The sequence below is a fragment of the Staphylococcus arlettae genome (assembly GCF_025560845.1).
Taxonomy (GTDB): domain Bacteria; phylum Bacillota; class Bacilli; order Staphylococcales; family Staphylococcaceae; genus Staphylococcus; species Staphylococcus arlettae.
Map to the genome: position 1 here is coordinate 1,061,214 of NZ_CP094803.1, position 13,222 is coordinate 1,074,435.

Consider the following 13,222-nt stretch of genomic DNA (forward strand, 5'->3'; position numbering starts at 1 on the left):
GAGGAGACTAATGTTTAAACGTAATACTAAAGAACAATCAACACTGTTTGTACATGACAATCCTAAATCTATTGTCAGTGAGAAATTTCGAACAATAAGATCAAATATTATGTTTTCCATTGCAAATACTAGTGATAATAATATACTTGTCACTTCGGAACATGCATTGTCAGGCAAATCCACAGTTTCTTCAAATATTGGTATTTCTTATGCTCAGGCAGGGTATAATACGTTAATTATAGATGGTGATATGAGAAAGCCTACGCAACACTATGTGTTTCAATTATCTAATTTGACTGGTTTATCAAATTTAATAATTAATAAAACGACGTTTAATGATGCTATAAAAGCTACACATATTGACAATTTAAGTGTTCTGACTTCAGGACCTATACCACCTAATCCATCAGAATTGATTGCATCTAATAAGTTCAAGCAGATTTATGACATAGTATCTAAAGATTATGATTTCATCATTATTGATACACCACCAGTTAATACGGTTACTGATGCTCAATTATTTGTACAACATACAAAAAATGCAGTATTAGTAATTGATACTGAAAAAAATGATCGTGATGAGGTGAAAAAAGCACAAGAACTGCTAAACGCTGCAGGAGCTAAAATATTAGGTGTCATATTAAATAAAATGAAAGTGACAAAATCATCGAGTTATTACTATTACTATGGAACTGATTCAGATGATTGATATGCACAATCATATATTACCTGCTATAGACGATGGTCCTCAATCAATTGATGGTACATTAAAATTATTACGACAGGCAAAACAACAAGGCGTAACAGGTATTATAGCTACGCCTCACCATTTAAGCCTTAAGTATAATAACCCTATAGAAACAGTAATAGAATCAATAAATAATGTGATGCAAATACCCGAAGTCATATCTATATGTTTGCCAATTTATCCAGGCCAAGAAATAAGAATTTCAGATAAGATTTTAACTGATATTAAAAATAACCAGATTATTGGTTTAAACTATTCTAAGTACTTACTTATTGAATTTCCGTCTAATGAAATTCCTCACTATTCACAACAATTATTTTTTGAATTACAACTTCAGCAATTTATACCAATAATAGCGCATCCAGAACGAAATAATGTTTTTTTAAAGCAGTCAGATACTTTGTATTATTTAATTAAAAATGGGGCTTTAAGCCAATTAACTATTGCTTCTGTACTAGGAAAATTAGGAAAAAAGATACAAAAATTTGCATTGCAATTAATTGATCATAATTTAACACATTTTATTGCTTCTGACGCTCACCATTATTGTTATAGACCGTTTGAAAATAATCAGTTGTATCAAAATACAAAATTAAAACACTATGCTTCAGAAATAACTCAAATGCTAAAAAACTCACAGTGCATCATTAAAGATGAATCTATATTAAAAAAACAACCGTTAAAAATTGATAAACGCTTCTTGAAATTATTTTAGATAAGAGAGGTGAATTGAATGACACACATCAATGCAAAACAACGATTATTCATCCTTATAATGATTGATTCTATTATTGTTACGTGCTCAATCTTTTTAGGAGACTTTATATTAACTCCTTTTTATGAAATTAATTCTATGCATAAATTATTTATTACATCTATCTGTTTACTGGTTTGTCATTTTCTAACTGCATATTTTTTTGATTTATATCATAGGGCATGGGAATATGCGAGTATTAATGAAGTACTACTTATTGTTCGATCTGTTTCAACGTCTATACTATTAACTTTAATTATTATTTCTGTAATTACATGGTCACAACCTTTTTATAGTTTGTATTTTATAACGTGGATGTTACATATTATTTTAATAGGTGGGTCACGGTTATTTTGGCGAATATATCGCAAGAAGGTAAATGGTGCACCGGTTTATAAAAAACCAACATTAATTGTTGGTGCGGGAGAAAGTGCGTCGTTATTAATAAGGCAAATGTTGAACAGTCCAAGTATGGCTATGGAACCTGTAGTAGCTGTTGATGATGATTATAATAAGCAAAATATAGTGTTAACAGAACGAGTGAAAGTGCAAGGTTATACTACGGATATACCAGATCTTGTAAAACGATATTGTATAAAAAAGATAATTATTGCAATACCTTCAATTGAAAATAAGAAAATGAGGGAGATAAATCGAGTTTGTAATATCAAAGGTGTTTCTTTATTTAAAATGCCTAATATTAATGATGTATTAACAGGCGAACTTGAAGTGAATCAATTAAAACGTGTAGAAGTAGAGGATTTATTAGGGCGCTCCCCAGTGGAGTTAAATATGGACCAGATCGCGCAAGGACTTACAGATAAAACAGTGCTTGTTACAGGTGCTGGTGGTTCGATAGGTGCTGAAATATGTAGACAAATTTGTCAATTTGAACCTCGAAAATTATTAATTTTAGGACATGGTGAAAACAGCATATATTTAATACATCAAGAACTGATGAAACAACAATATACCAATATTGAAATTATACCTATAATTGCTGATGTACAAGATAGAAAGCAAATCAACAATATTATTAAACAATATAAACCTTTTGCTATTTATCATGCTGCAGCACACAAGCATGTACCATTAATGGAAATAAATACAGAAGAAGCATTTAAAAATAATGTAATTGGTACAAAAAATGTTGCGGAATTAGCTAAACGACATGCTGTACAGAAGTTTGTCTTGATTTCTACAGATAAGGCTGTAAATCCTTGTAATGTAATGGGAGCAAGTAAGCGTATAGCTGAAATGATTATTCAAAGTCTCAATGATGAACAACATGTTACTCAATTTGTAGCAGTAAGATTTGGAAATGTCTTGGGTTCTAGAGGATCAGTTATCCCCTTATTTAAAAAGCAGATAGCTGAAGGGGGACCTGTGACTGTAACTCATCCAGATATGACGCGTTATTTTATGACAATACCTGAAGCAGCTAGATTAGTATTACAAGCTGGAGCATTAGCTAAAGGTGGAGAAATATTTGTGTTGGATATGGGTAAACCAGTTAAAATCGTCGAACTAGCAAAAAACTTAATTCGATTAAGTGGTAAAACAGAAAATGATATTAACATTGAATTTTCAGGAATTAGGCCCGGTGAAAAACTGTTTGAAGAATTGTTAAAAGATGATGAAATTTACCCGACTCAAATCTATGAACAAATTTATATAGGAAAATCTACAGTGTATCCTATTGAAAAACTCTATCCGTGTTTAGCTAAAATTAGAAGCGGTGAAATTAACATAATAGATTTTGCTAAGCGAAGTGAACATTATTTTGAATAAATCGTTTGCTTGTTATTTATTAGGTAATATTTTGTTTGGCGTTAGTCAATGGCTCATTATTTTATTAATTATAAAGCTAGGAACGAGTATAGAATTAGGTGTATACACATATGGCATCGCTGTTATAGCACCGTTAATTTTGTTTATGTCTTTTGGCTTTAATACATTAATAGTGACTGATAATTATCTTGAAAAACAAACAATGGTCATGTTGAGATGTTATTGCCTAGTCGTAACACTACTATTTTATAGTGCTATCATAGCTTTTTTTACGAATTTAACACATACGTCATTTCTTTTATTGATTGTAGTTGCAGTTAGTAAATTGGCTGAAGCTGCATTAGATATTAATTTTGCATATTTAATTAAACTACAAAAATACGGGGAAATTGGCCTTTATAAAATATCAATGACTTGTATTCAACTTATTTTACTAATCATCTGTTATGTTTATTTTCATTCATTAACAATGGCCGTATTTTTATATAGTGTGATTATATTGATTATGTTTATACGACTAAATATAAAACATTTATTTAGAGCTATATCATGGTCAGTTAGCTTGAAATTACTGAAATTAGGATTGCCGTTATCAATTACACTAGCGTTATCATCATTAAATACCAACATACCTAAATATATATTAGAGTCTGTTTCGACTATAGAAAATGTCGGAATATTTAGTAGTTTACTTGTCATTTATTCAGCTGGTAATACTTTGTTTTTTTCTATATATAATTATTTTTTACCTAAAGTTGTTGAGAAAAAATCAGACACATCTTATTTATGGAAAGTATTATTAACAATTTTGGGACTACTCTTTACCACTCAATTAATATTAATTTTGGTTGGAACTAATAATTTATCGGTTATACTTCAAACACTGTTTACTTCGTCATATGTACATCTACAAAAGGAATTTATGAATGTTATTGTTGGTAGCATTTTTGTATATGCTAGTATTTTATTTGATTTATTTATCAACGCTTATCAAAAATATATTTACAATACATTTATTCAACTACTCAGTGTAGGTTTAGTTGCTATTACATCGATAGTGTTAATACCATATTTCGAAATATATGGGGCAACACTTGCATTTTTAATCTTTGGGATTACGGTAAGTATTACAAAATTAATAATATCTATCATGATTATACAGAGGGGTAACATATGACAGTTAAAGAAGTAGGGGTCATCATTAGTTCAATCGCTTGTTTAATCATTTTTATGTGGTTAAATTACAGCAATATATTGTTGCTACTCTGTATCAACGTGCTTATATTTCTGTGGTTATTCTATCGGGAATATAATAGGAAATTTATTATCATCTTGCTTATCCAGTGGTTGATGTATGTCATATTATTAGTTATTCATCAATATTTTTATGCATTACCAGGGTCAGGGAATGATGATTTACGTTTTGAAGAATTGGCGCAACGTTTTTATATAAACTATTTATATAGCGTGAACTTAGAGATTTTTCAAAATTCAGCGTTTTACTCACAAATGATTTCGCTGTTTTACCTTTTTGGTACACCTCATATTTTGATACCAGGTTTATTAAATATAACCGTCCATAATCTTACTGTAATGCTGTTATATCATATTTGTGTACATTTATTTAAGAATACCAATGTAGCAAATATTTCAACCATTATTTATATTTTATATCCACTTCACATTACTTCAACTATTATTACTTTAAGAGAAATTTATATTACCTTTTTTATTTTATTGTTTATTTATGCATTATTGTTATATCATCGTCGAAATAACAAATGGCATTTAACTATATGCGTTATCGCAATTGGTTTAGGTGCCTTATTTCATATTGGCTTATTAGGATTATTGCTTATATTAGCAGTGTATTTTATGTTTTTATCAGCTCATTCAGCAATAGTAAGAGTTTTTTTAGTGTTAGCTATCATTTTAGGTTTTATTGTGTTGATTACTTATAATGAGGATTCAAAACTGACCTCAACTTTAAAAAATGAGCAGCACTTGGAACCAACAACTTTTAAAGCTAGAGCGGATTACCTTCATATAAATGAAGAAAAAAATATACAGACTAAAACTAAGCAAATCATTTATTTTCTAGTAAAACCACTACCGTGGGAAATTAGAAATTTTTCAGACATTATTGGTGTTGTTAACATAGCATTCATACTATTAGGCACATATTTGGCTTTTAAAGCATATATGTATGAAAGGAATAAGGATATTTTAATTGTTTTATTAGCAATCTATATTGTATTTATCATCTTCTCTTTAGGTACATACAATTATGGTACTGCGTTAAGACATAGAGATAAAGTAACGATGTTATTTACGATGTTTATTAGCTATTATGCGTTCATATTAAGGAAGCGGTGATAACTATGATTCGACGTATATTAAAAGTTATGACAGCAATTTTAACACTTTTACCTAAACGCTTATCTTTATTATTGTATGAACTTAATAGTAATACGAATTGCACATGGCAAATTGCATTACGATACTGCATTGTAGGAAGTTTATGTAAAGCAATTGGCCACAACGTTTATATCGGTAAACGTGTTACTTTAAAAAACATTGAAAATATCACAATAGGCGACAATGTCAGCATTCACGATATGTGTTACATCGATGGATATGGCGGTGTTAAGATAGGCAATAATGTATCTATTGCTCACAATACCTCCATATTGACATCAACACATACTTGGTCAGACCAATCTATACCTATTAAGTATAACCAAGTTATAGCAGGTAAGGTTGTTATTGAAGATGATGTATGGATTGGATGTGCGGTCAGAATATTATACAAAGTAACTATTGGTCAGAGATCAGTAATAGCTGCTGGAACTGTTGTGACTACAAATTTACAATCTGGTTGGTTAGGAGCTGGCATACCTATGAAACATAAAAAGAAATTGGAGGATTGGTGATATGAAAGTATTAATAACAGGCATAGCTGGTTTTATTGGTTCACATGTCGCTAGTAAATTACTACAAGCGAATATTCAAATTGCAGGAATTGACAATTTAAATAATTATTATGATGTGTCATTAAAACATGCCCGCCTAGACAATATTGGGAGAGAAAATTTTCCTTTCTATCAAATTGATATAGCAGACTATGAAGCTGTTAATAAAGTATTTTTACAAGAAAAACCTGATGTTGTAATTCATTTAGCAGCACAGGCAGGTGTGAGGAATAGCATTAAAGTGCCACACAGTTACATTCATTCTAATATTGTTGGTTATTTGAATATTTTAGAATGTTGTCGCTATTTTCATGTTGAGCATTTAATATATGCTTCATCGAGTTCTGTATATGGTGCTAATAAAGCACAGCCATTCAGTACTGCAGATCCTGTTGACCATCCGATAAGTTTGTACGCGGCCACTAAAAAAAGTAATGAACTTATGGCTCATAGTTATAGTGCATTATATAATATTCCGACAACAGGACTCCGTTTTTTTACTGTTTATGGTCCATGGGGGAGGCCAGACATGGCATTATTCAAATTTACGCGCGGTATTTTAGAAGAGGGCGAAGTGGATGTATATAATTATGGGAAAATGGCTCGAGATTTTACTTATGTGTCTGATATTGTTGAAGCCATTTACCGTTTATTAGGACACAAACCTGCTCCTAATGCTAATTGGGATCCTTACCATCCAAATCCTAGTGATTCTTTTGCGCTCTATAAAATATATAATATTGGTAATAATCAACCTGTTAATATACTCGAATTTATCGAAGCTATTGAAACTAAGTTAGGAAAAAAATGTATAAAAAATTTCAAAGATCTTCAACCAGGTGATGTGCCGAAGACGTTTGCTAATGTAGATGATTTATATCGACAAATAAACTTTAAACCATCAGTGACTATTACAGAAGGCGTAAATAAATTCATTGATTGGTATTTATCGTATTATAATATTAGTAAAGGATGTTGAACGTGGACAAAACGATAGCAGTAGTTGGCTTAGGCTATGTTGGATTACCTGTTGCTGTTGCATTTGCACAGAAATTTAAGGTAATAGGTTTTGATATTGATGAAGACAGAATAAAACAATTAAAACAAAATTATGATCAAACTTGTGAAGTGGCGGAACAAGCATTACTAGATACAACGATTCATTTTACTACTAAAAAAGATGTCTTAAAACAAGCTGATGTAATAATTGTAGCTGTACCTACACCAATAGATGATCATAACACACCAGATTTAACCCCATTAATCCATGCTAGTAAAATGATTGGTGAAATTCTTCAACCTGGCATGATCATCGTATATGAATCGACGGTATATCCAGGTGCAACAGAAGAAGTGTGTATACCTATATTAGAACAGCAATCTAATTTAAAATATAATGAATCCTTTTATGTAGGGTATTCACCGGAAAGGATTAATCCAGGTGATAAACAACATACTTTTGATACCGTTAAAAAAGTAGTGTCGTCAAATAATCCTGACATTGGTAAGGAACTTGCTCAACTTTATGAACAAGTAGTAACAGCAGGTGTTTATGTTGCACCAGCAATTAAAGTTGCTGAAGCGGCTAAAGTGATAGAAAATACACAAAGAGATATTAATATTGCATTAATAAATGAATTAGCCGTAATTTGTAAAGAAATGCATATTGATACTGTCGAAGTATTAAAAGCAGCAAAAACAAAATGGAATTTTTTACCATTCTCTCCGGGTCTCGTTGGAGGACATTGTATAGGTGTAGATCCTTATTATTTAACCTATAAAGCTCAGACGATTGGCTATTATCCTGAAGTTATTTTAGCGGGGCGACGTATTAACTCGAATATGGCGAAATATATTGTTGCTCAATTAGTAAAATTGATGATTCAACGTAATATTCCTGTTCATGGTGCAACAGTTAATATATTTGGTATTACATTCAAAGAGAATTGTCCAGATTTAAGAAACTCACAAGTGTTCACAATTATTAAAGAACTAAAAGCTTATAATATGACATTACAAATACATGATCCTGTGGCGGATAAAACCTTGGCACTTTCGTTGTGTGACATTGAATTGTTAACTGAAACAGTTATGACACCGGCTGATATTGCCGTCTTTGCAGTAGGACATGATATATATATAGATAACAAAGCTAATTATCTAGAGCTCGTTAAACCAACAGGTATTGTGTGCGATATCAAGTCAATATTTGATGTTAAAGATATACTGAAAACGCAATACTTGTGGAGGTTGTAATTGTGAAAATATTACAAATTGCAGCATTAGAAGTGACACATACTAAATTATTAAAGCAACTAAATACTACATGTATTGAGCAACAATATGATGTTCATTGTGCTTGCTATACTCCTCAAAAACCTCAAAACTATTTCCAAGATAATATGTATTTTCATAATATTTATTTACCACGTCATATCAATGTAGTGACAAACTTTATATCACTCTATAAATTAATACAGCTAATGAAAAAATTGCGGCCTGATGTTGTACATGTACATACGCCAATTGTTGCAGTATTAGGTAGAATTGCTGCAAAAATAGCTAAAGTACCATGTATAATTTACACAGCACATGGTTTTTATTTTCACGAAAGTATGACAAATTTTAAATTTCAAGTGTATTTTAATATTGAAAAATGGATTGGCAGATGGTGTACAGATTATTTGTTTGTTCAAAGTAAAGAAGATTACTATGTTGCGAAACAGGCCAGATTTTTATCAAAAAAGCATAAGAACAATTATGTGCATATTAGTAATGGTATCGACCTACGTGAGGAGTTTAATTATCACAAAATGGATGTTGCGGCCGTATCCCAGTTGCAAAGTAAATTAAAAATCACTCAATCTGACATAGTGATTACTTTTATAGGTAGACTAGTTAAAGAAAAAGGAATATTAGAGTTATTGTCTGCTTTTAGGCAAATAAATGATCATAGACTTAAATTGATAATTATTGGTGATCTACATCAAAGTGAACGTGATCAAATGACAATTAGACAATTAGAAAAATATCGTAATGAAAATAATATTATTTTTACCGGGTTAGTTCACAATGTAAATTATTATTTATATTTAAGTGATATCTTTTGTTTACCATCATATAGAGAAGGGATGCCTCGCTCAATATTAGAAGCTATGGCTATGAAAAATGCAATAATTGCAACTGACATTAGAGGTTGTAGAGAAGAAATAATAGACGGACAACATGGTTATTTAGTGCCTACACAGTCGAGTGATATGATTGCTCAAAGAATAAATGAGCTAATTACTAATCCATATAAATTAAAACAGTTCCAAGATGCAAGTTATCAAAGAGTTAATAAAAAATTTAACGAATTAGATGTTGTAGCAAAACAATTAGAAATATTTAAGATTATAGAAAGTAGTGACACATCATGTTAAAAAGGTACTTCGATATTGTGATTAGTTTATGTGTATTATTTATGGCTTTACCATTGTTAATAATAGTGGCTATTTTAATTCAAATAAGTATGGGGAGACCAATCATTTTTTGTCAACTACGGACAGGAAAAGATGCACAGCCTTTTAAATTGTATAAATTTAGAACGATGACTAATAAGTACGATGAGCACAATAACTTATTACCGGATGAAAAAAGAATGACGAAAATAGGAAGGTTTATACGTAGTACAAGCATAGATGAATTGCCACAACTGATAAATGTGTTAAAAGGAGATATTAGCATTGTTGGTCCTAGACCACTATTAATGGACTATGTAGCTCTGTATAATGACAGACAAAAACAACGTTTATTTGTGAAGCCGGGCATAACTGGCTTAGCTCAAATTAGTGGTAGAAACTCATTATCATGGGAGCGGAAATTTAAATATGATGTATGGTATGTCAAACATCAATCAATGAAATTAGATTGCTATATTATTGCTAAAACAGTGATTAAAGTTTTATTACGTAAAGACATTTGTGCTCAAAACCATGTAACAACAAAGCCATTTAAAGGGTCTTCATCATGAAACCAGTAATGATTATAGGTAATGGCGGTCATGCCAGTGTAGTAACAGATGTAATAAAATCTCTGAATAATTATTATATAAAGGGATATTTAGATGATGTTCAAAAAGAATATATACGAAGTGACGGTTTAATTTATGATGCAATTGCACACATAGATCGTTATAAAGATAATTATTTCGTAATTGCTATTGGAGATAATCAACAAAGAGCAGCAGTGTACCATCGACTGGGGTTAGATGATCAATACTTTGCAACAATTATTCACCCAACTGCCATTATTGGCTCTAACGTAATAATACAAGCTGGCTGCGTAGTAATGGCTCATGCTGTTATACAAACAAATACATTTATTGCTAAACAATGTATTATCAATACTAAAGCATGTGTGGAACATGACAATAACATTCAAAGTTTTACGCATATTGGACCCAATGCTACCTTAGCTGGAAATGTTCATGTTGGCAGTGAATGTCTTTTGGGAGCTAGCGCAACAGTAGTACCTAATACCATTATTAGAAATAAAGTTACAGTTGGAGCAGGTTCGACAGTAATCAATGATATACAAAGTAATCTCACGGTTGTAGGTTCACCTGCACGACAAAGAGGTGATAACAAATGAATGATGAGAGAATTTACTTGTCACAACCACATATGGGTGGGAGAGAGCAATATTATATAAAAAAAGCTTTTGCACAAAATTGGATAGCACCATTGGGTGATAACGTTAATCAATTTGAACATAAGGTGCGCAATTATGTTGGAAGGAATGCTGCTGTAGCAGTGAGTAGTGGTACAGCAGCGATACATTTGGCACTAATTGAATGTGGAGTAAAACAGAATGATTTTGTATTTTGTCCATCTTTAACATTTTGTGCAACTTGCAATCCTATATTATATTTAAATGCCAAGCCAGTATTTATTGATTCGGAAATTGAAACTTGGAATATGTGTCCTCAAGCACTTCAAAAAGCATTTCATCAATACGAACGTCAAGGTTTAAAGCCTAAAGCTGTTATCGTAGTGAATTTATATGGACAGCCGGCAAAATATAATGAGATTTTAGATATATGCGACTATTATGATGTGCCAATTATTGAAGATGCAGCTGAATCACTAGGCTCTATATATAGTAATCGTCACAGTGGAAACATAGGTGATTTTAGTATTTTATCTTTCAATGGGAATAAAATTATAACAACAAGTGGCGGAGGTATGCTGTTATCCAATAATGAACATGCTATAGCACATGCTTTATATTTAGCCACACAAGCTAAAGAGGATGTTTTATATTATCAACATAGTGAAATGGGATATAATTATCGCTTGAGTAATATTAGTGCTGGTATAGGTATTGGACAAATGGAAGTCATCGACGAAAGAGTCGCACAACGAAGAAGGATATTTCAACGATATCAACAAGAATTGCAATGTATTTCCGCAGTAACCTTCCAAGAAGAAATCGCAACAACCGTTTCTAATCGTTGGTTAACAGCTCTGCTAATCGATCCACGACAAAGCAATGTTACAGTTAAAATGCTATTACAAATGTTTGAAAAACATAATATAGAAGCAAGACATGTTTGGAAACCTATGCATTTACAACCATTATTTAAAAATTTTGATTTTGTTTCATTAGAGCAAGATAATGCGGGATACATTTTTGAACATGGTATTTGTTTACCTTCTGCTTCAAATATGTCGTTATTACAACAAGATAGAGTCATAAACATTTTACAGGACACGTTATTGCGACATCAGTTGTGAACAAAATGAACTAAAAGCTGAAGCGGTTAAGATCTCTGTAAGATAATAATGCAATAGACTGGAACAATATTTTGCTCCAGTCTATTGTTATATATGTAGTTAATTATTTGAAAAGTGTTTAGCTAGATTTTTTAAATAACTGTAAAGTTCACTAGGGAACCCTATATTTTTAGCAGTAGTACCTTTATGATTATCAATGAACGCCTCGGGAGAAATAGAAAAAACACGCTGGAAGTTTTTTAAGTAAGTTGAATAAGATTTATAACCATATGATTTCCATATGTCTTTGTGGTTATTAGAAGATAGTATCTCTACAGCTAAACGATAAATTTTGACTTTCCTAATATATTTTATTAAGGATATATTCATTGTTTCAGAAAAAACGCGAGATAAATAACTAGAATTTACATAAAATTTTTCAGCAATAGTAGCTAATGTAAGATTTTCTTTATAATGTTCATTGATGTAGATTAAAACATTATTAATTAGTGGATTGGATGCTTCCAAATTGTGTTCTCGATAATAATTACCTAACCTAATAAAGTTAATTAAACGAATAATACTAATATCTGCATTAAAATAATCTTTTTCGTATATTGAAATGATGGTGTCCAGTAACTCTTTCTTAATAAAATTATCAATTTTACTTTGATCTAGTTCTAGATTGTCCCAATTGAATAATGAAAAACGATTAAAACTTAACTTATTAATATTTAAGGCAATCACTTTGCCTGAATTAATGAGTAGTTTTGGAGCTGAATAAGGTTGTATTAAAAAAAATTCATGTTTATGATAACTACCTAAATAAGCTTTATCATATAAAGTGACACTACCAGTTAAAACAAAAAAAAATACTAATTGTATTAAAGCTTTCATTTATATTAATATCAGCATTGTGAATTTGATAATTATAATCCATTGTATCTCTCTTTCCTTCTTCATAGTATTGTGCCAAACCTATCATATCACTTACAATTGCTAAATAATTTACCATCAAAAGCAAATTATTTATTGATAATGGTCAAAAAATTAAAAGTAAATTTGATATGTCTAAAGTTGAAAAGCAATTGTGAGAAGGTCGTGTTTTTATAAAATATGATAATTAAACTATTGTATGTTTCGAGTATTATAAATAAATTAAAATAATCTTTTTGGAATTAATTAAGCGCTAACGGTGATC

The 13,222-nt window shown here is 30.7% G+C and carries 13 protein-coding genes; 12 read left to right on the forward strand and 1 reads right to left on the reverse strand.

Features of this window, described 5'->3' with window-relative positions; genetic code table 11:
- The first annotated feature begins 10 nt into the window (after positions 1–10).
- Genes MUA37_RS05190 through MUA37_RS05245 form a run of 12 tightly spaced genes read left to right on the forward strand, consistent with a single transcriptional unit; the run spans position 11 to position 12,042 of the window.
- Positions 11–709 (forward strand): polysaccharide biosynthesis tyrosine autokinase, encoded by a 699-nt coding sequence (locus tag MUA37_RS05190; RefSeq protein ID WP_142019561.1) that lies wholly within the window; start codon positions 11–13, stop codon positions 707–709.
- Positions 702–1,463, forward strand: coding sequence for a tyrosine-protein phosphatase (locus tag MUA37_RS05195; protein WP_107377029.1), 762 nt, complete (start codon positions 702–704; stop codon positions 1,461–1,463). Before MUA37_RS05190 ends, MUA37_RS05195 begins: the two co-directional genes overlap by 8 nt.
- Positions 1,464–1,481: 18 nt before the next feature.
- Complete coding sequence (locus MUA37_RS05200; RefSeq protein ID WP_204171871.1) at positions 1,482–3,293, forward strand: polysaccharide biosynthesis protein; 1,812 nt, start codon at positions 1,482–1,484, stop codon at positions 3,291–3,293.
- Positions 3,286–4,470: a lipopolysaccharide biosynthesis protein gene (locus MUA37_RS05205; protein ID WP_238126046.1), complete on the forward strand. Its 1,185-nt coding sequence runs from the start codon at positions 3,286–3,288 to the stop codon at positions 4,468–4,470. Before MUA37_RS05200 ends, MUA37_RS05205 begins: the two co-directional genes overlap by 8 nt.
- The gene (locus MUA37_RS05210; protein WP_262624875.1) at positions 4,467–5,669 is read left to right on the forward strand and encodes a phospholipid carrier-dependent glycosyltransferase; all 1,203 of its coding nucleotides are present in this window, start codon (positions 4,467–4,469) and stop codon (positions 5,667–5,669) included. The genes MUA37_RS05205 and MUA37_RS05210 overlap by 4 nt, the downstream gene beginning before the upstream one ends.
- A gap of 5 nt (positions 5,670–5,674) precedes the next feature.
- The gene (locus MUA37_RS05215) at positions 5,675–6,226 is read left to right on the forward strand and encodes an acyltransferase (protein WP_142019564.1); all 552 of its coding nucleotides are present in this window, start codon (positions 5,675–5,677) and stop codon (positions 6,224–6,226) included.
- 1 nt (position 6,227) lies between these two features.
- Positions 6,228–7,244, forward strand: a complete 1,017-nt coding sequence (locus tag MUA37_RS05220) for an NAD-dependent epimerase (RefSeq protein ID WP_262624876.1) — start codon at positions 6,228–6,230, stop codon at positions 7,242–7,244.
- Positions 7,245–7,246: 2 nt separating this feature from the next.
- The gene (locus MUA37_RS05225) at positions 7,247–8,521 is read left to right on the forward strand and encodes a nucleotide sugar dehydrogenase (protein ID WP_142019565.1); all 1,275 of its coding nucleotides are present in this window, start codon (positions 7,247–7,249) and stop codon (positions 8,519–8,521) included.
- Between the two features lie 2 nt (positions 8,522–8,523).
- Positions 8,524–9,687: a glycosyltransferase family 4 protein gene (locus MUA37_RS05230; protein WP_262624877.1), complete on the forward strand. Its 1,164-nt coding sequence runs from the start codon at positions 8,524–8,526 to the stop codon at positions 9,685–9,687.
- Positions 9,681–10,277: a sugar transferase gene (locus MUA37_RS05235; protein WP_002509454.1), complete on the forward strand. Its 597-nt coding sequence runs from the start codon at positions 9,681–9,683 to the stop codon at positions 10,275–10,277. The genes MUA37_RS05230 and MUA37_RS05235 overlap by 7 nt, the downstream gene beginning before the upstream one ends.
- On the forward strand, positions 10,274–10,897 hold the full coding sequence (locus MUA37_RS05240; protein WP_021459074.1) for an acetyltransferase: 624 nt from the start codon (positions 10,274–10,276) through the stop codon (positions 10,895–10,897). The genes MUA37_RS05235 and MUA37_RS05240 overlap by 4 nt, the downstream gene beginning before the upstream one ends.
- A complete protein-coding gene (locus MUA37_RS05245) occupies positions 10,894–12,042 on the forward strand; it encodes a DegT/DnrJ/EryC1/StrS family aminotransferase (RefSeq protein WP_142019568.1) in 1,149 nt (382 codons plus the stop codon). Before MUA37_RS05240 ends, MUA37_RS05245 begins: the two co-directional genes overlap by 4 nt.
- A gap of 99 nt (positions 12,043–12,141) precedes the next feature.
- Here the strand turns inward: MUA37_RS05245 and MUA37_RS05250 are convergent, their stop codons facing one another.
- On the reverse strand, positions 12,142–12,918 hold the full coding sequence (locus MUA37_RS05250) for an AraC family transcriptional regulator (protein ID WP_262624878.1): 777 nt from the start codon (positions 12,916–12,918) through the stop codon (positions 12,142–12,144).
- Between the last annotated feature and the right edge of the window lie 304 nt (positions 12,919–13,222).